Origin of the sequence: Streptococcus mitis, from assembly GCF_001579045.1 — a bacterium.
Lineage (GTDB): Bacteria > Bacillota > Bacilli > Lactobacillales > Streptococcaceae > Streptococcus > Streptococcus mitis_D.
Genome location: NZ_KQ970263.1, coordinates 235,103 through 254,447 on the forward strand (window position 1 = coordinate 235,103; position 19,345 = coordinate 254,447).

The 19,345-nt window shown below is 36.3% G+C and carries 14 protein-coding genes and 1 pseudogene; all 15 read right to left on the reverse strand.

The genetic code is table 11. The features are described from left to right. Positions 1-115 precede the first annotated feature (115 nt). A pseudogene (locus SMIDD28_RS12565) lies at positions 116-1,437 on the reverse strand (ISLre2 family transposase). 368 nt (positions 1,438-1,805) lie between these two features. Further along, positions 1,806-2,582 carry a Fic family protein gene (locus SMIDD28_RS07305; protein ID WP_050112670.1) on the reverse strand — a complete coding sequence of 259 codons (777 nt, stop codon included), beginning with the start codon at positions 2,580-2,582 and terminating at the stop codon, positions 1,806-1,808. 82 nt (positions 2,583-2,664) lie between these two features. Beyond that, positions 2,665-2,886 (reverse strand): hypothetical protein, encoded by a 222-nt coding sequence (locus SMIDD28_RS07310; RefSeq protein WP_004237679.1) that lies wholly within the window; start codon positions 2,884-2,886, stop codon positions 2,665-2,667. A 52-nt stretch (positions 2,887-2,938) separates the two neighbouring features. Next, positions 2,939-3,745 carry a ParA family protein gene (locus SMIDD28_RS07315; protein ID WP_061425447.1) on the reverse strand — a complete coding sequence of 269 codons (807 nt, stop codon included), beginning with the start codon at positions 3,743-3,745 and terminating at the stop codon, positions 2,939-2,941. Positions 3,746-3,832: 87 nt separating this feature from the next. Beyond that, positions 3,833-5,509, reverse strand: a complete 1,677-nt coding sequence (locus SMIDD28_RS07320) for a helical hairpin domain-containing protein (protein WP_061425448.1) — start codon at positions 5,507-5,509, stop codon at positions 3,833-3,835. Further along, on the reverse strand, positions 5,500-5,841 hold the full coding sequence (locus SMIDD28_RS07325; RefSeq protein ID WP_416069023.1) for a plasmid mobilization protein: 342 nt from the start codon (positions 5,839-5,841) through the stop codon (positions 5,500-5,502). Before SMIDD28_RS07325 ends, SMIDD28_RS07320 begins: the two co-directional genes overlap by 10 nt. A gap of 247 nt (positions 5,842-6,088) precedes the next feature. Beyond that, a complete protein-coding gene (locus tag SMIDD28_RS07330; protein ID WP_061425449.1) occupies positions 6,089-6,397 on the reverse strand; it encodes a hypothetical protein in 309 nt (102 codons plus the stop codon). Between the two features lie 48 nt (positions 6,398-6,445). Beyond that, positions 6,446-10,843: a PBECR4 domain-containing protein gene (locus SMIDD28_RS07335; RefSeq protein WP_061425450.1), complete on the reverse strand. Its 4,398-nt coding sequence runs from the start codon at positions 10,841-10,843 to the stop codon at positions 6,446-6,448. An 11-nt stretch (positions 10,844-10,854) separates the two neighbouring features. Beyond that, entirely contained in the window at positions 10,855-12,204 is a 1,350-nt protein-coding gene (locus SMIDD28_RS07340) for a hypothetical protein (RefSeq protein ID WP_050087294.1), read from the reverse strand. A 22-nt stretch (positions 12,205-12,226) separates the two neighbouring features. Next, positions 12,227-14,062 carry a VirD4-like conjugal transfer protein, CD1115 family gene (locus SMIDD28_RS07345; RefSeq protein WP_061425451.1) on the reverse strand — a complete coding sequence of 612 codons (1,836 nt, stop codon included), beginning with the start codon at positions 14,060-14,062 and terminating at the stop codon, positions 12,227-12,229. Further along, positions 14,059-14,607: a DUF3801 domain-containing protein gene (locus tag SMIDD28_RS07350; protein WP_061425452.1), complete on the reverse strand. Its 549-nt coding sequence runs from the start codon at positions 14,605-14,607 to the stop codon at positions 14,059-14,061. Before SMIDD28_RS07350 ends, SMIDD28_RS07345 begins: the two co-directional genes overlap by 4 nt. Before the next feature lies 1 nt (position 14,608). Then, a complete protein-coding gene (locus SMIDD28_RS07355; protein WP_050112693.1) occupies positions 14,609-15,484 on the reverse strand; it encodes a hypothetical protein in 876 nt (291 codons plus the stop codon). Further along, positions 15,477-15,716 carry a hypothetical protein gene (locus tag SMIDD28_RS07360; RefSeq protein ID WP_050112694.1) on the reverse strand — a complete coding sequence of 80 codons (240 nt, stop codon included), beginning with the start codon at positions 15,714-15,716 and terminating at the stop codon, positions 15,477-15,479. Before SMIDD28_RS07360 ends, SMIDD28_RS07355 begins: the two co-directional genes overlap by 8 nt. A gap of 10 nt (positions 15,717-15,726) precedes the next feature. After that, positions 15,727-16,407, reverse strand: coding sequence for a selenoprotein S family protein (locus tag SMIDD28_RS07365; protein WP_061425453.1), 681 nt, complete (start codon positions 16,405-16,407; stop codon positions 15,727-15,729). A gap of 12 nt (positions 16,408-16,419) precedes the next feature. After that, positions 16,420-19,335 carry a phage tail tip lysozyme gene (locus tag SMIDD28_RS07370; RefSeq protein WP_061425454.1) on the reverse strand — a complete coding sequence of 972 codons (2,916 nt, stop codon included), beginning with the start codon at positions 19,333-19,335 and terminating at the stop codon, positions 16,420-16,422. Between the last annotated feature and the right edge of the window lie 10 nt (positions 19,336-19,345).

The following is a 19,345-nucleotide window of genomic DNA, read 5'->3' on the forward strand; positions in this document are numbered from 1 at the left end:
CTCTATTATACCAAAATCAGGATAAATGTCAATTATTCCACGCCAAAAAAGCCCAAATCTCACTAGAAATTTTTGCTTATTTATATTTGTGTTTTCGTTGAAATTAGCACTTAAATTATTTCATCTTAAATATCTTTTCTATATTTTTATGTAAACGGGGAAGTTTGTAGTCTTTAGAGTCATTTTTAGGTCGAACACTATCCGCACTGATATGATCCAATGAAGTATACTTATCATAGTCCCTCTTCCATTCTCCAAAAAATAAATCTCTTAATTTTCCTTCACGTTCTAACAATATCATATTCGCTACGGCTATCCCACCTTCACTTGTCCAATACATCCCTCTATGCTTCATTCTATACGTTATTTTTCTATGCTGGCTCTCCATAATCCCAATACCTGCCTTTGGAAGTCCTCTCATTTCCGCTGGTTTCGTATACTGAAAATTCCTCATTAACCTACTCGAATAATATTCAAATTTTTCCTCTCCCTCTTCACTACTAATCAAAGATTCTATAGTATCTAGTGAACGCCTTAATAATTTTTTATTATGCTCTCTAATAGCTTGAAATAAGTCTTCTCTCAACTCTCTCGGATAAGACTTTGTAAATTCTTTAATTTCTTTATTCAAGTGATATTCGTCCCAAAAATGCTCATGCCTCTTAACATTAAATGATTTAGCAATTTCAGTAAATACATGTGGAGTATAACCCTTGCCACAGTCAGAATTGGTAACTAGTACAGTCTCATTTGTAATTTCATATTCATTTTCCAATAAATCCAACAATTCTCTACGAGCTGATCGATTATCCAATCGGATAAGCTCTTTTTATTTTCTAGCTCAAAACGATTCGGGCTAATCTGTTTTGATCCTGTATGAACTACAAAATGTGATAAATCCATATTCCTTTTTTCAGAACCATCTTCAGACGTTTTTACATATACACCGTCTCCCTCTATATAGATTGTATCTGCTTTAATTTTTTCAATCTTCTTCTCTTCTTTAAAAAATCGATAATCATCCTTTTCTTCCAGTAATTGATTGGCTAATTTAACAACCTTATTGACGGTATCTTTAGTGACAGTTACATTATAGACCATCTCAATTGTCTCTCCTACCTGACGATAAGGGAGTTTTGTAGCTAAAACCGCAGCCTGATACAATAGTTCCTGTGAATGACGTACATTCTTTTCCAAGCCTAACATTTCATCAACTGGTATTCTACATTCACCATTTTTATACCAACGTTTTCTAGAAAAGGTCACTTCTCCAAATGTAAAAGCTACGGTACGTTCAGACTGATTTTTACAACGATATCCTTTAGATCTCATACTAGAGCTTATCGACTCATCATACTGTGCAATATGCTGTAAAAAATTTTGTTTTGTCTTTTCTTGTTCCTGACTACTAAATCTCAATTCATCAAATTGTTTCATACAATTTTTCATTTCCCTTTCAATTCTTATGAAAATTGTATGATTTTTAAAACAAGTCTTCAAATTTATTTTTGTTCCAAGAATAAAATAGGCTGTTTCGTTAAATTAAAATCAGCGCCCTATTTCTTATTGAAAATATTAAAGTGATTTAATTGAGTATCAGAAATTCAACTGTTTCTATTTCAAGGTCAAAATAAAAGCCTGATACAAGAACCAGGCTCAGTACAGTTGTCAGAATCATCATCTCACAACTAATATAACAGATTTTATAATTGCAGTTATATTTATATTTGTAATTAGATTTATAAATATAACTGTTTTTTCCAGGGATGACTTTCTCCTCTTAGCTTAAACTGTTGCACCTTTTCTTAGAATTTATCTGACTTTTTTATGAAGTCCCCCTCTTTTTCATCATTGATAGCTCCTTCAAATCCTTTATTTTTAAGATAATTCATATAAAAAAGTTGCTCAGATCGGAAATAATCAAATAATAGCTGTCGGTTATCGTGAACCTGAAAGGCTTCAAGTGCTGAATAATAAGTTGCCTTATTAATATCATCTACAATAAAAGGGGTAAGCCCTTCTTTTAAGCATTGCTTATACAAAAGCAATCGACCTATTCGACCATTGCCATCTGCGAAAGGATGAATCCTTTCAAATTGTGCATGAAAGCTTGTTAAGTAATTCAAATCTTTTTGTTTTTTCAAATCATAGCCAATCAGTAAAGAAAACATCTCATCTTCAGTCTGTTCAACAGAAGCTGTCGCAATTTTTCCTACCTCATTTTGCAATACTTTATAACGCCCAACTGGAGCTATCGGGTTATGCTCAGAACTTGTTCCACTTTTTAGAATACGATGCAGTGTTTTAATATAGTCCTCTGTCAGTGGCTCGTTAACGGTATCTAAGATATAATCAAAACATTTAAAATGATTATTCATTTCTACCAAATCATCAATTTTGATTCCTTTTGCATCAATGTTTGCGATCGTCTTTGTCTCATAAATTAAACTAGTCTGCTCCTCTGTCAGACGACTTCCTTCAATTCGGTTAGAATTATAAGCAAAGCGTTTCTGTGTAATATCATAAATACCACCGTGTACTTTTCCTTCTCTCTCTGCTAAGAGCCTTGTAATTAAATCCATTATTTCTCCTTGTAGTAAGCAGTTGTAGTTATGGATATGTTTATAGTTATGGATATGTTTATAGTTATAAATATATCCATAACTATAGTTTCTCGATTAATTTATCAAGATAATCTGATGCAGACTTTGCACCAGCTGCTTTTGCAACTTGATCTAACTTTTTCCGATTACTTGGCTTCAAAGTAAACTGGAATTGCTTCTTACGTTCAAAACTTTCAAAGCTATCTATATCTGGAAGCTGTTCAGGTTGATGAGTTGCTTCAATAATCTGTGAAATTTCTTTTTCTTTCGGTGTAAATGCCATCATAATCTCCTTCTAATTATGTTTATAATCGTATTTGTGTTTATAAATATAATTATATTGTATCATAAATTCTTGAAAAAGTCTCCTCTAACTCTATAAAAAACTTTTTATGTTTTTGATAGAGCTCAGGGTTCTCCTCCATATCTGCAATGGAGACCTTATCAATCGTAGAATGATTGAATAGCTCTTTTGCTGGTACAATCCCTAGAAGGTTGTCTGTTCCCTTTTCTTTGGCTTCAAGTACAAGGGCTTCCAGTAATTCTCTTGATGATCCATAGTTTGGTCGAATCATATTTGCTAGAAAATATAACTCAGCAGTAATGTAGGACTCTCTGGTACGATAATCGATTACATCCTTCCTGAACGCTTCTAACCGAGTTGATAGATTGAATTTAGCATTATAACCAAACTCTGAAGGAGTCAAGGGACTAATAATAGCGTGACTGACCGCAACAGCATTTTTTGTAGCTGTCGCAAAGTCTGGTCTACAATCAATCAAGATATAGTCAAACTGACCCAACTTCTTCTTTTCGTAGTTATCTTCTAACCAAAGATAAAGGAGCATATTTTTCTTATCGCTGTTCTCTAAATCTCGCTCCACTGTATCCAACTGAACCGAACCTGGAATGAGACTAACATTTTCCTTGATGTGCTTAATATCCACATCGCCTCCTTTGAAAGCATTCGCAATTGTATTCTGACTTTCGTAAATATTGTAGCATTGAGTCAAATTACACTGATGGTCTAAATCTATAAAGAGAACCTTATGCCCTTTTCTAGCCAACCATTCTCCATAATTAAATGTCAAAGTTGTTTTTCCAACACCGCCTTTAATAGCAGCAAATGTGATAATCTTCATTCTATTTCTCCTTCTCTTTTTCTATACTTCTATTATACCATTATAATTATATTTGTAAATATGTGTATGTTTATATTTATAATTATTTCACAAAAAAGTTTCTCTTTCCTTTCGCTGTTCCACATTTTTCTCAATGTCTTGATGTAACTTATAATCTTTTGTAATTGTTTCTACTCGTTGATATAAAGCTTGGCGCTCAAAAGTCACCTCCTTAACAAGTTTATCGATTTCAGATTTTCGAGTGCTAGGATCTACTCTCAAGTCTTTCATAATAGCAATAGCTAGTTTCACTTCCTGAGGATCTCTTGATTCCAATGCAAGAAATGCAGACTGAATTTTATTAAGCTCACCCAAGCGTTGATCTAATTTATCAAGTAAGTTATCTACTTCTTCTAGTTCTTCTTCAAAACGATTTAACAATTCATCAAATTGCTGTCCTTCTGTCACTCCATGAGCGGATAGATAGTTATATTCACGAACAAGCTGATCCAAAGTTGAGATTTTAGGATTTTTTCGGATAATCATTTCTCCATTATCATACGACAACTGGGAAGCGACTGTTTCTCCCTTCATATACCGATTCTTATCAGCGTGTTCAGGATTAACAAAATAGTAGAAGTCATTTTTTCTGATAAAAATTTCATAAGAGCCATCTTCTGCTTTTTCAATCTGATGAGCTGGAATCAGAATAGTTCCCTTATTTCTAATCCCAAATTCCATTTCAAGATAGATTCCATTTTTCGTTTCTTCCATCACCTGCCATTCTTCAACTGTGATTCTCATTTCAAAATCATCTTCTCGTTCTGCCACCATCTTTTCATATTCAGATTTTATTTCATCAACAGATAAGGTTACCTCGTTAGCAACCACTTTCTCAGAAATTTTCTCTAAAGAATAATTTCCTTTTTTTGACAAAGTGCGATCCCTAACATTTCTGGTTTGATCTCGATCGGTCAGACGATATTTTATTTCCTTCCCTGAAGTATCAACAACAAGATCTAAAGCTTTGGCCTTAGATTTAAAATCTTCTAAGGAGCTTGAATGTTTTAAAAGGAAATCTAAACGAGATTTAATCTCATAGCGAAAAGAGTTTTTTTGTCGATAGGCATGATAGGTTTTTCGATTAGTCCATAATCGCTCTTTAAGAATTTTAGCTCCAGCTAAATCCGCATACTTGTTTGAAATATTGAATAAGCTTCTAGCAGTATTTTTCTGCCAACGAAATTTTTTTAAGGTAACAGAGTTAGTTGAATTGAAGATAATGTGATTATGAATGTGTCCCTTATCCATGTGAGTCGCTATGACAAATTCATGTTGTCCGCCAGTTAATTCTAAAATCGTTTTTCGACCAATCTCATGAATTTCTTGTGGAGTCAAATCATCTTCAGGAGAAAATGATTGGATGATATGATGAGCCAACACTCGATTCGGATTTTGAATATCCGATAGCTCTTTTGTTCCTGCTCGTTGAGCCGCATTCTTTTTGGTCAAAAGAAATTCTTCTGTAGCTGTACTAGCGTCTGTAATTCCATAAGTAGATACAAGTTGCTTGACTACTCGGCCATCTTTGACCACTGCTGGAAATTCCAGCTGTTCATCTTGTTCTAAAAAACTTGTTTTAGATGGATTCTCAATATAGCGTAAAGCATTATTTAAACTTTTTGTATCAGTCAGCTCGACCGTCTTTGCTTCATCCTCAATATATTTTGTAGACCGTCCTAAAGAAGCTACACCCTTAATCTGAAGAACCTTTGTTACAACCATCGCTCTTGTTCCTTTGTTTGATTTTCCTGTTTTTGGATAAATTGACTGACTGTATCTTTCAAATGTTTCTGCAATTCAAGAATCAGACTCAATTCATTTAGACTAGCCTGTTCATCTTCGTTTACCTTTTTTGCGACCTGATTTATATTGACCCCTATCCGATTTATTTCCTTACGTAGTTCTCTCAATTCTTCAAAATTTAAGATTTTGACCTCACCCATAATCAACATAATTCGGGCAAAGGCATTAAAATTTGTCATTCCAGATTCTGCAACCTTTGTTGAAATGAACCGTGCCTCTTCTTCCGTTAAACGAATTTTTTTCTGAATCATTCGTTTTCTTTTTTCTTTATTTTTCAAAAAATTTTCACCTCTATTCTGGCAATTTTGCTTGAGGGGCTCAGCCCCCTTTTCTTCTGGCAAGATTAGCACTTGGGTACCCAAATGCTGTTTTTAAAAAGGTCAAAGATGGTCAGCGTGCATACCTGACCATTCTTGACTTTTTAAATCTTTGGGGAAATCCCCAATCCCCTAATCCCTGCAAGCAGGAATCTTGTTCTATCACGAGGGAAAAGTTTGACTAAACTTTTAAGTCTTCCAGTAGAAATTCCATTGTATCAACCATCTCCGTTTTAAGAATTTCGTCTTTTAGTTGCTCAAATCGTTCATCACTCATTCCCTCAATTTCTTTAAGTGCAACGGGATACATTTCTACTTCTTCTAACTCATAGTTTGTTTTTACTCGCATATCTCTACGAAGAATATAGAGGCATTCTTTACGTGAAATGTGCTGGTTGACTTCATTCACTTTTGGCGAATCTGTAGTTTCATCTATAAAAAATATCTCCATTAAAAGATTAAAAGTTTCTTGTTTTAGATGTTCAATCATCTTCTGTTTCTCCTTTTTTGTTTTTCTTCCTACGGACTAATGCCTCCATTATTGAGGGCTGCTCAGGGACTTTTTTTCTTCCACCTGCTTTACAGCCTCCGCCTTTTGATTCCCCAACTGCTCAGATTTTTCTTTTGCCTGTTGGAGTTTATCAGCAAACTTATCTTTCGTCACAGTTTTATTTTTCACTAATTCTAACTTAGCATCCATCCGATCAATCAAACTTTTTGCTTCCTTCTGAACAACCTGCAGTTGTTCTACCATATCTTCAAAACCATTTTTATCTTTTGCCCAAATAGCCAAATATCCAAAACTGTAGCTACTCGTATCAAAACCAAAATGATTAGCTACGACATAAGCGACACTTTCAGCTTGTAATTCTTGCTTACGATATTGGTCGTCCCCATATTGGGCATTGGTTCCTCTATGTAAATCTGCATGAGCCATTTCATGAAAAATGGTTTTTAAAATCTGTTCTTGACCCTTTAAGCCTTTTGAAATAACAATTCGATTTTCATTTGGAGAATAATAACCATTTGTACTCTCTCTTTTAATTTCTTCAAAACTGATAGGAACCTGATTATCCATTGAAACAGCTTTGGCTGCTCGGTACAAATCTTCATAATCTTTAACATCTCCAGTCAATTCATTAATTGCTTTTGGCAATTCTTTTCCTTCTGTTTGAGATACATCAAAGACATTCCCTAACTTGAATCGAGTAACTGTGACTTCCTTCTCTTCCATTTCATTCTCAGATGGAGAAAAACTCAACTCATTTTGATTAGCAGAAATCTTAGTTTTCACTTGATACGGAACCCAGATTTTCAGAGCTTTTGAACCCTTTTTAACTGTTCTGTCAAAATCTGTTTTCCATTTATTGAAACTAGCAACTTGGGAAACATTAGGATTTTGCATCTTCAACAAATGAATATTGTTGAGTGAGTAGTTGTGAAACTTACTCATCGTATCCAAGAACGATTTAAACTGTTCTGAATCTAAATAGTTCTTCATTCCCTCTTTCAAGTGTTTAGCTAAAGCTTTTGTATCTTTATTTGCGACTAACTGGGAAATGGTTTGTTCTGAACTTTTAGCAGCAATTGCATCGGTTATAATAGCTCCAGTTTCCGCTTCAACATCTGTCCTTCTTTCTCTATCTTCCTGTTTTTTATGAAGGTTAGAAGCACCGTTGTATGGATCTGTTCCTTGCAACATCTCATCAGAATTGGAAATACCATCACCATCCAAATCACGATCCCTCTCATCTTTTCGGTTATACTGATAAATTTTTTCGTATGGATTATCTGGTGTATTTTGCGAATCTTTGACTTGTAATTTTTCAAGTTCTTCTCGAACATTGGCAATAGTTTGTTCAACTTTTTCTGATAAATCATTCACTTCTTTTTGCCATTTTTCTACAAGAACTACTTGTTCCATTGGAGAATCCTTAACTCCCAACTTCTCAAACCAAGCAGATAGATTTTCGACCTCAACACTATCCATTCCATCAAAAGAAATAAATCCTAGACGACTATCATGACTACTATCTGTAAATCCAATTGGACTATTTTCCAAATCTCCAAACGGGAGTTGGGATAGAAGTTGATCTGCATAAAGAGCATCTTCCAAAGCGTAACTGAACTGAGAAATATCTAACTCACTCGCCAATCTCTCCAGATGATACTGATTGAATAATGCCCCATCTATCTTCATCAACTCTGGATGCTCTCGCATTTCTCGTGTACCAAGTCTTTCTTTGTGAGCGATTGGGTTAATCTCATCCCCAATATCGTAACGAATGCCATCCTGAATCAGTTCACCATCAGGGCTGTACAAGGCAAATTGAACCTTTGTAAAAGGGGTATAGGAAGCACCTTCTACCTGGTTCATTCGATTACTTACACTCGCATGATGTTTATCGTAATAGATATTATTCTGCTTATATAGCTCTGTTGCAAAAGACTGATAATCAACCAGCCCTATTTCGCTAAAAGGTAAAATTGGCCCATCTTTATGCTTTTCTGCCCATTGAAGTCGGACATTGTAGGTCGTCTTTTCTTTTGAGAGTTCTTCATACTGCTTATTTTTTAAGACAGATAACATTTTCTCGCCACCATCTTGAACATATTCCTCATTAATTGAGAGTTGCTCAATGTGTCCATCTCTTTCTCTGTAAACACCGAGGATAATCTTTTCATCCAACGATTTAACATTAGTTGCAAGCTCTCCCTTGAGTTTCATAAGAGAGGCTGGAATTTTTTCGTTCCCAATATCTTTAAACAGTAGTAAGAAATCTTCATCTTTTGCTTTAATAGCTTCACTCATATTGAGATTGTGTAGCTTTTCAACACTACTCAAATCATCTAAAACAAAAGATTGTGGATCTAAAATATCTCGCAACATGGGAAGAACCTGCAATTTATCCTTAATTGAATTACTAACCAATATACCGTCAAAATGCCCCTGACCATTTGCAATATCATCTAGGAAATTTTCCGCTCCCTTTCCCTCTTCATAAGGTCTAATCCCTGAAAGATGGATAAAGTTATCCTTTTGAAAAGTCACCTGAAGCACATTTTCCTCTCCATGATCCGCATAAATAAAGCTAATCTTACTGTTAGCTACTTCATTTAAATACCAGAACGCTGTACTTTGTATAGACGGCGCATATTGATTTAATCGTCTTAAATCCGCTGGTGTAATCGGATGATAATTCGCTATTCTCCGTTGCACTTTATCATAATTTGTGCTAAACTGTAAGTAAGGATAGGATGATGTCGGGTGACTGGTAACAGTTTGCTCAAAGGTACTTGTTTCAAGTACAGGTAAGGTACTGCCTTCAGCTTTAGGCTGTAAAGAACCCGTGCCACCACTGGTCCTGTCATTCATTTGCTCCTGAGAACTTTCAGGAGCTTTTTCTTTACTCTGATTTTCTTCCTGCGCTTTATAAGTATCTCCAACAGGATCGGAAGGTTTTTCGTAGGTCACTGTTTTATCTGCATCAATGACCATCTGTTTTTTAGGTTCTACCGAGAAGCTAATATTATGCCAGTTCTGCTTCAGCCATTCCGCATCTTCTGGAGATAAATGACTAGTATCTACGTTCAATACAGAACTTTGATCATCTTCTAGTACTACTTCATCTTGCTTTTTTTGTTTGGACAGTAACTTATTTACTAAATCTTCTTCATGTTCACTGCTATTCTCATGCAATTTCGACATACTATCTTTTCTCCCTCTTTCTTGATTAATGATTGTTTGATATTTTTGACGGACTTCCTCCTTTGTCAGCTGGACATCTGACACAAAGGCTTTTACATCCTGTGTAGTTAGCTCTTGCGCTTTTCCAAGAGCTAGTTTTTTCTCAAAAAAGCCCTGGTAATACCAAGACTTTTCATCTACTGTATAAACATGTGCTAACTCTTTAGGAGTGTTATTCCCTCCCTTCAGAAAGTCATTCCAATCTTCCTTCTCCTGGTATCTCTGAACGATAGGCGGAATCGCAATCTGTACTGGAATCCCCTTTTCCTGCAGACTAGTTATAAATTTATAGCCAGCCATATCATTATCTACAGCCAAGGTAATCATATCTTGATTCTGACCATCTTTAAAATAGTTCGTTGTTCTAGCGACTACTTCTAGAGCTTTCCCAGTATTCTGATTAACTTGATAGGATTTATCATTTATCTCTGCATACAATTCCATAAACCGTCTACTAATGATTCCTTCTTTTACTCCATCCATAGCTACTAAGCGGACATCCTGAAGCCTATCTTTATGAAGCTCATAGTAGCTCATTAGATCGATTGGAGCTTCCGCAAATACTAAACGTTTAGGATTCCCAATATCAATTGAAAAACCTAGTTGTCCGTCTGAATTTCTCATAATTTGTTTTAAACGCCCACGTTCAGGATAGTGCTCTCGATTCTCTACTATTCCCTGAAGACTCGCTCCAGCTAAAAAGCCTGTGTTGTCTTTATATTTAAAGACAATCACAGGCTCAAAATAGTCTCCTTTTTTTCGGATTGCTTCCGCTATACTGCCTTGGCTAATAAAGAAGTTAATCGTATCATCTGAAAGGCCTCTCTGTGCCTTCAAATAGCGTCTAGAGGCGCTGAAATCCTGACGCTCATATCTTTCCAAGTGATAACTAAAAGGCTCTTTTGAGGCCGTCTGAGCTTCTACATCTACTGCCTTAAATTCTCCAGTTTCTAAAAAATTCATCGCCTCCTTGTAAGAAACACCTCGTATGGTTTGAACTAACTGAATAACATCTCCAAATTCAGTTCTTGAGTTCCAGTAAAATTCATTTTTCTTTGTATCTATTACAAAGGAATCATGTTCTACCCAGTTATAGCTATAGCTACCCGTACGCTTTAACTCCATACCTAGTTGCTCTGCAACAGAAATAATAGATAATCTTTTGGCTTCTTCTTTGCTTAACACCATTTGTTATCCCCCTACAATGAAAATTCTGGCTCTTCTTTTTCTGCTACTATATCTTGTGTCTGTTCTTTCTCAAGTTCTTCCGCTTCTACAAAACGTTTTAAATCAGGAATATGAAGCTGAGCTTGTTTTAGCTTATCATGAACTAACAAGTTCTCATCTATATGATAGACCGCTTCCTGATGACCATTAAATCCTTTATCTAAATCAATATCATCAAAGCGGATAACAGCCAACTCTGTCAAACTTCCCTTATACCAAGCTCCAATCTCACTTTCAAGATAGAATCGAACGGATTCTCTATCTTCCGTCTTTGTATCCCGTAAATAAGCTAGTTCCCAGCTTTCTCCTTGAGAATAACCAACGACCTCTTGAATGATTAACTCCTGATTATTAGTGTCTAAAATCTGGTTAATATCTCCTAAACGTGGTACTAGAATTTCCTGAGCTAATGAAACGGCTTCTGTACGATAGTTGAAAAACTCATATTGTTCCCTATCTTCTACATAGTTCCTAACAAAGTCTGAATAATGAGGGAAATGTTCCTGAAAACTAGCTGAAATCATTCCATAGATATAGGCTTGTTTTACTGTTTCAAACTGGGCTATTTGATAATATGAGGGGTCAAGCTTGCCCTCTTGATTCAATAGTTCCTTGATATTTTCTGGAAGTTGAATCGGTTCTGAATCTGGCCAAGTTTTCTTAGAATAGTTGATTACTTCTTCGTAAAGAATGGTATCGATCTCTGGATTCTCCATTTCAAGCAAAGTATCTACAATTTGAGCATATTCTGAAAGATTGGAACGATAATCAGTAATCAAGCCATCTTTACTAACCTCCCACTCCTCAACCTGAGCATTTTCTGGAGTTCGTAGTAACAATACCTCCTCAGCTTCCGGATCAACTCCAATGACCTGATCGCCATTGGGTAGCTGATCCATCTCCAATTCCCGAATCCTAGCATCTAATTGATGATTGACCTGAAGCAAGTCTTGCTTCAAGTGAAATAATTCTTCTGCATTGGCCTTTAATTCCTCAAAGTACTCTCTGGAGATTTTTACTGGTTGAACCAATACATCTTTCTCACGTTGCTCTCGAGGGTAAGAAAACAAGTAGGGAGCAACTTCTTTGAAGTCCTGGTAATTCATCCATTTTATAGATTCTGTAACAATCATATTCTGGACATCGATGACATCTGTATGAGGAGTAATCCATCCAGATAAAGCCAACTCTTTTACTGCTTCAGATAGGGGGTAAGAAGGGATATGTTCTAAAATCCCCTCAAAATAACCAATCCCTCGAGCAGTTTCTTCCTCAACTTCACGCTTCATTCGTTTAAATTGTTTTTGTGGTAGTGTATTCATTCTATTTCATTTCCTTTCTTTCCTAACTTACTTTGAGAGGAACTTCCTCAACTTCCTTAATCTCAATATGAATAACATTTTCTTCCCCAACCTGGTCTTTCCACTCATCAATATCACTCAGATAGCGCTTGTATCGATACCAATTGTCATCGTTTGGGCCATTGCTTAGGAGATTGGCTCTTGGATGCGTATCCAGGTTAAATTTTTGATCTCGAAAGACATTTTGTTTGGATAGGAAGAGTAGGGCTTCTGTTGTTCCAATCGTGGCCACCTCATGCGGTGTCAACAGTTCTCGACCAATTTTAGAGTTCTGCTTAGAACTGCTGGCATTTCTTCCTCTGCTCTCACTATAATTCTGATCATTCAAAGTTTGCTTACCTGATCGCTCAGATAGGTACTTAAGCGTGTCTAAGTCATTGGAACCTAAATAAAGAATAGCACCACAGTTATTGATAATCGTCTTCGTATTTTCTTTACCATACAGCACTTCAATCTGACTTTGAGATTGTACCATCATCTTGATAGAAATCTCTCGAGAACGAATAACTGAGATAATTGGTGGTAAATTAGGAATCTTCCCAATCTGACCAAACTCATCCGCCCACACCTGTAGATGTAATAGGTCTTCCTTAGTCTTTGTTGGATGCTCGCCTAAAATAACTGCATCTGCAGTTTTTATTAGCACATCAAAAATGGTACTAAAAAGAAGGGCAGATAAGAACTGATAAGCTGGATCCACTTCTGGAATATGAATAAAAACTGCTGTTTTCTCAATATTCCATTTTTCAATTTCGAGTGTATCCTTTTCAATAATCTTTCTTAGTTGCTCATGATCAAATACTGAAAAGGTTGTCGCAAAGATAGCATAAACAGAAGCCCGTGTTTGGCCATCAAAGTTTTTATTGAATAGATCCCACTGCCTACTAGCATAATTCCCTGGGCTCCTTCTTTCCAGATCTTCAAACATCAATTCAACAGGACTCTCCGCTTCTGGATGATTCCGTCTCAGTTCTCGAATCATATCTGTAACCTGCCCTAAATTAGGCAGATAGTGATCGAGCTTACCATCAAAATAAAGATAGCCAATTAGAGAACGCATCAGGAGTTTATTGGCTGCTGGCCAAAAAGGATCTCCCTCATGACCATTTCTGTTGAGAGACTCTGTAATAGCCTCTGCCACTCGGTCTATATCCATTTCATTATGAATATATCTAAAAACATTGAAGCCATCTGAATTCAAGAAAGTGATTAAATCAAAAATCTTCATCTTATAGCCTTTTTCTACAAGTGATTTCCCTGTTTCATGAATCAAAATCCCTTTAGTATCTGTAGTTACAAAACTAGAGTTAGCTTGTAATATATTTGGTTTTACAGCACTACGTGTCTTTGAATCCCCTGTACCTCCATACACCAGAATATTTTTATTAATCTGATTTTCAAAGCTCAAGCGGTTATTAAATAGTCCCATCTGACTGTTCTGGGTAAAAATCATATTCTTTTCAGGTTCTTCGTCTCGGAATCTCATCAACTCTTCTCTTGTCGCAAAACGAGCTGATCCATGTTCCTCCCCATACCTGTACGTACCTGTATCCGATACTCTCAAATACAGCAAAAAAGCAATCAAAAATCCGCCCATACCAATTAATAAAGAAACTGGAGTAAATTGAAAATCAAACCAAGATTTATCGCTTAGATGGTCGCTCATCCAATTAAGCTTTCCAAGTCCAAATACATCTGTTACTGAATCGGTTTCTGGTGCTAACAGCCATAGTTTAAAGAACCAATGAAAGAGGTAGAATAGACCAATTCCTAACAACAAATACGGTCTAAGTCTCCGTTTCTTCTTTTCTGTAATCACTTCATTTTTCCTCCAATCTGTGGTTCGATATTTTCTGGAAGAACAAACTCCTTCGTATGAATGTTTACCTGAAGCGAGTTAATTTTCTCTTGTTCAACTGCTTTGAAATGTTGCAATTTCTCCTCAAAAGAAGTCGTTTTCCTATTTTTTAGGTTTCGCTCATTGAATCCTTTAGGATCTCTTGTGATGCCTTCTAAGACATCCTTAAAGGCTTGTTCGACAACTCCTTTATCTTTTGCATTGAAAGCAAGAGTTGTCTTACCGTCAGGGTGTGTATAAAAAGAAAAGCCAATCCCGTATTGGCCCAGTTCTTTTCGAACTGCCTCGAGATTGACTTCATTATGTAGTAATTGCTGGACTTCTTTAGCATCTGCTGTTGCCATGAATTTATTCCAGTCTGTATCACCAGTAAAGACTACATTCTTCCCTCTGGCTTGATAAATTTCAACTGCTTTAGAGCTCACCAAGAAGAGTCCTTTTAAGATTACTTCTCCTGTCACAAGAGTTGCCCGTCCTAATTGGGCTACCACTTGTTCTTGTTCCATTTTAGCTCACCTCTTCAATTTTGAAATAAAGATCTTTCAATTGAGTAGCTTGAGAATCTTTCGCAAAAATCTGTTGTTTCAACTCATCGATCCTATTTTGGCACTGATCAATTTCCTCATTGGCTTCATTGATAAAATCTTCGTTGGATTTGATTTTATTTTTAATAGATTGCTTATAAGTAACCGTCTGAGCCTCAAAGCTATCAATAACCTCTGAAGGCACATTTACTGTAGTCGCATGAGAAAGAGAGAAGGAAGATTCAGCCTTTTGATCAGGAATCGTTTTATTCTCTTGCTGACTAAATGTAGCAACAACTGGTGCTACTTCTTCTGTAGCTGCATCTTGTAAAGGTTCTACTTGTTCTTCCTCATTTTCATCTAATCTACTGAAATAATCCGTAGTCCATTCACTAGAAGAATAGGTAATTTTATCTTCCAAAGGCACTTCCTCTCTAACCTCATCTTGAGGTTTCTGAGAAACTAGCTCAGCAATTCTTTGACGAGCTAAATTCGCCTCTTTCTTTACCGTTAGATCTTCTAGTTCAGGAGCTGGTTCTGGTTGGGGTTGAGGTTCTGGTGTACCTAGTGAAGAGTTCTTTTCTTTATGTTTTTCTAAAAAATGAAGCAAACCTTTCTTTTTCTTTCCAGCACTCATACCAAAATTTTCCAACAACTGATCAATGATGCCAACAAAAGGTATTTCAAGACTTTCTTCTTGTAGGATTTCACCTTCAGAATTGAGAGAATAAAGTCGATAGATTCCATTTATTTTATTACTCTTCATTCGTTCATTGATGATTTCTAGCCTTGATAACAAGTCATCTCGGTACTCAAATGTTTCCTCTTGATTAGTCAGTTGATTGATAATTTTATACATGGTTCACTCCTTGGTTACTTGATTGTGCTGGAAGGATTAGTTCCTTCATTTCCTGATAGGATAAGCCACTTTCTTCTGATAGAGCAACAAAAAGCTGTGCTTCCAAATCTTTTTCTTGATTTATGTAATTCTTGATTTTTTGATCTGCTTCTTCTTTTTGTCGTTGCGCTTTTTTCTTATCTTTCCTCACTTTCTCAAGCTTACCTTCAAGTTGTTCTATTTTTTTATTCATTCCGTTCTCCTTATTGATTACTACTAGTTGCGGTTGTTGGTTCAGAAGATGTATGTGTTGCCGTTGATGTAGAGGAAACTGGAGTCGAGCTTGAACTGCTAGTATCTGCGTAGGTTCCTACACTTTGCCCTCTCGCTTCAGTCAATACGATAGGCTCTATTTTATTGATCAATAGTTTCCCTGCTTTTTCTACATAGGTCAACCGAATTGTAGCCTTAGTGCTACCAGTAAGCCCCTTAGAAGCTCTATTATCTTTCTCTGTTAGAGTGGTACTAGTATATTGAACCTGAGCTAAAGCAATTTTATGTTGTTTATCAATGTATATAGATCCTGATTCAAAAGCTTGGTCAACCACATACCCCTTATAGGTCTGATTAACTGGTTTCTGTTCTTCTTGAATAGTTTCCTGATACATGGAATCTGTCATAAAAGGCTTATAGCGTGGTCGATTCTCTTCTAAATCCTTCTTCGTATAGTAAGCAATCAAAAAATCTTCAACCTGTTGCTCAGAAAGAGAAAGTTGTTCCTGCTGTTTCTCTTCTTTATCTTGCTTCACCTCTTCCTGTCTTTGACTAGTCTGTCTCAAATTCTGTTGTACTTGAGCAATAGAATAGCCCAGGATAATACATAAAACGGCAATGAATCCCACAAAGAGTCCCTTTACCATTTTTATTAACTTTTGATTATACATTCTTTTCCTTTCTTATTTAGGGGTAACAAAATAGATACCTGATTGTGGTTTCAAAGTACGCCAACTCGACACATATAAACCACCAAAGTTCATTTCTGAAACCAAGAAACTACCATCGCTATTAACGTACTCACAAAAAGCAACGTGACCATAGATTGGCGATGCCCCAGCTACACCATTCATGAATACAGCTGCAGAACCTGGTTTAGGAGTCGTTGAAATGTCATATCCTTGCGCTTGGCCACTATCAACCCACTGATTGGCATTTCCTAGATAGGGATGAATGCCAACTCCAATTTGAGCAAAGCGATTATAAACATACCAGGTACAATTCCCTAATTCATAAGCGTTACCTGAATAGCCTTGTCCTTCTAAAAGTGCTTTATCCGTAGGAAGTCCATAAGGTAGCTTATCTTTATATTCTGCTGGAACTTGCTTGCTAGAAACACCTGTTGAACCTCCTCCTTTATTTTTTAAGAAATTTAGCCATTGACGAGCTGCATTTTGTCGTTCTAGAAGCTTATTACCTGGTACTCCCAACCAAGCGTTCAAGAAGTCCTCCGTAAGAGCTTCTACGGATCCAGTAGATGTTACAATTCTTCTGAATGCTGCACGTCTAGTTGGATCATCTTCCTCCAGAAGAAATTTTGTTTGGACTTCCGCAGACCAAATATCTCCATTCACAGATTTTGCAAAATTCCACAACGCAAGAGCACGAGGGCCAGTAAATTGACCAATCCCAATCCCGATATAGTGCAAACCGTTGACTAGATAACCTCTTTCATTTAAAGGCAAGGTAGGGTACATAGCTTGAAAGGCTCCCCAATTACCAACTAGATTTTCTGCAGTTGGTTCTTTAGCAACTTTATCAAACTGATTATTGGTTAGAAAGTCTGTTTCATAGCGTTTAAAGGTGATGGAACTCTCAATATCAAATCCTCCCAAAACGGCTGCGATTCCTTCATCTGTTGCTTCTGGTATATTTTTTTTGATTGCATCCGCAAAAGCTCTTGCACGTCTTCCTTTATCTCCAGATGTTTCAATATTACTGACAACAGACGTTGCTTGGGTATATTCTACACGCTGGAAGTAAAAACCAACATTAACATAAGTCCAGCTCTTCTTGATGTTCCCATCTTTATCTTTCTTGTTTGATCGATCAGGTTCTAGCTTTTGATAATAAACGGTTTGATTTCCTTCAGGTGCTACCTTTCCAATAATATCTCCAGCTTTGACGTGATCGCCTGTTTTATAGCGAATCGTATCTACGTTCTTATACAGAAACTTGGAATCCTGATCACTAATTTCTATGTCACTCCCCTTAACTTCAACTTTCCCATCTAAAACAGCTAACAGAGACTGACCTCCTGAAGCCTGCAAAACAGAGCCATTAAAAACTTCCGTTTTCGTTTTATATCCAAAACGTTCAATAATCTGAAGGGGAGCTTCTGATTCAGGCTGATCTTCTGTATAAAATGGATTATCTAGTTCTTGAAGCAACATATATTTTCCGCTATCTCTAGCAATTTCTAAGAGTTCTTTATACTCCTCTAACTCGTCCTTATCAAGCTTATAGAGATTATTTTTAGTATAAAGCTCTTCCATCGTTTTAAGATTGTCTTTATCCCCATTCAAATTCTTCCATAAGGTGTCTAAGTAAAGTTTCCCACGATTCTGTTGTGAAAAATATTTATTCCCGTCTATACGAAGCTTATCTGAAATATCATCATATTTATAATTCAAGTACAAAAGTGGATCGTCAATTTTTGTCCAATAATCTACCTTGTCATTCGATTTTTCACGATCCAATTTTGAAAGATACAACCAGGTATCATTCAAATCAAATTCATCTTGACGGGTAATTCCTGAACTACCTATACCAAGTATAGCCAGAAACAAAAGCAGACCAAAAGCAATCAGATAAGCCTTTAAGCTAAATGGATTTTTGATAATAACTTTAAGCGGTTTAGAACCTACACGGTAAAACTTCCTCGCTTTCTTAGCCGCTTTCCCTGTTTTAGAAGCAGCCAAGCGTTTCTTATAATCCTGAATACGACGAGAGAGTTTTCCTTCCCAAGAAAATTCTCTTGGAGTTCGAGTGAAGCCTCTACCCTTAGCCTTATTGTAGACTCTATTTCCAAGGCTATAGCTCGATTTAACCATTCCTTGACCAAGTTTACCACTATATTTCCCAATCGTTTTGATTCGTTTCCCTTGAATCTGAATATCCTGATACCGATATTTGGCTCGTGCTATATCTGATAGTGTATCATCCTGATGCGCTGCAGAACTAGCTTGTTGACTCGCAGAACGTTCTAAAGCCTGTTTAGTAGCACGGAGCAACTTCTTCTTGCGTGAACCACCATTAGCCTCTTGAGCGACTTTAAAAGTTCTTTTAGAAGTTTTTTTCTCCAGTTTCGCCTTATCTAATTCCTGCTTAAGGAATGTCTGTTTTTTATTGTTTCTATCTAATTCCTGCTTAAAGAAGACCTGCTTTTTATTGTTCCTATCTAATTCCTGCTTAAGGAAGAACTGCTTTTTATTGTTTCTATCTAATTCCTGCTTAAGGAAGAACTGCTTTTTATTGTTTCTATCTAATTCCTGCTTAAGGAAGACCTGCTTTTTAATTTCCTCTGGACGAAGTGCCTTTCCTTCTTTTCCAAGATTTCTTCCTTGTTTCTGGATATTCTTGTACTCTTTTTGGATTCTCTTATACTCTTTTTGTATTTTCTTGAGCTTGTTCTTAGAAGCTCGAAATTGGCTTCGACTCTTCTTTACCAACTGACGTTTAGAGTTGGTCTGAGATTGTAACTTCGTAAGTTGTTTTGCGCTATCTTGTTGAACCGTTCGGTAATTCTTACGAACTTTTTCTAGCTTTCGATCTAACCTATGACCGATTGTTTTTGGTCTGCCTTTCTCCTGATCCATAGTAAGACTC

Excerpts from the sequence above, each read along its gene's own strand:
- SMIDD28_RS07320 (WP_061425448.1), bottom strand. The coding sequence starts at position 5,509 with ATGGTTGTAACAAAGGTTCTTCAGATTAAGGGTGTAGCTTCTTTAGGA.
- SMIDD28_RS07310 (WP_004237679.1), bottom strand. The coding sequence starts at position 2,886 with ATGGCATTTACACCGAAAGAAAAAGAAATTTCACAGATTATTGAAGCA.
- SMIDD28_RS07350 (WP_061425452.1), bottom strand. The coding sequence starts at position 14,607 with ATGGAACAAGAACAAGTGGTAGCCCAATTAGGACGGGCAACTCTTGTG.
- SMIDD28_RS07355 (WP_050112693.1), bottom strand. The coding sequence starts at position 15,484 with ATGTATAAAATTATCAATCAACTGACTAATCAAGAGGAAACATTTGAG.
- SMIDD28_RS07365 (WP_061425453.1), bottom strand. The coding sequence starts at position 16,407 with ATGTATAATCAAAAGTTAATAAAAATGGTAAAGGGACTCTTTGTGGGA.
- SMIDD28_RS07370 (WP_061425454.1), bottom strand. The coding sequence starts at position 19,335 with ATGGATCAGGAGAAAGGCAGACCAAAAACAATCGGTCATAGGTTAGAT.
- SMIDD28_RS07330 (WP_061425449.1), bottom strand. The coding sequence starts at position 6,397 with ATGATTGAACATCTAAAACAAGAAACTTTTAATCTTTTAATGGAGATA.
- SMIDD28_RS07360 (WP_050112694.1), bottom strand. The coding sequence starts at position 15,716 with ATGAATAAAAAAATAGAACAACTTGAAGGTAAGCTTGAGAAAGTGAGG.
- SMIDD28_RS07340 (WP_050087294.1), bottom strand. The coding sequence starts at position 12,204 with ATGAATACACTACCACAAAAACAATTTAAACGAATGAAGCGTGAAGTT.
- SMIDD28_RS07305 (WP_050112670.1), bottom strand. The coding sequence starts at position 2,582 with ATGGATTTAATTACAAGGCTCTTAGCAGAGAGAGAAGGAAAAGTACAC.
- SMIDD28_RS07335 (WP_061425450.1), bottom strand. The coding sequence starts at position 10,843 with ATGGTGTTAAGCAAAGAAGAAGCCAAAAGATTATCTATTATTTCTGTT.
- SMIDD28_RS07315 (WP_061425447.1), bottom strand. The coding sequence starts at position 3,745 with ATGAAGATTATCACATTTGCTGCTATTAAAGGCGGTGTTGGAAAAACA.
- SMIDD28_RS07325 (WP_416069023.1), bottom strand. The coding sequence starts at position 5,841 with ATGATTCAGAAAAAAATTCGTTTAACGGAAGAAGAGGCACGGTTCATT.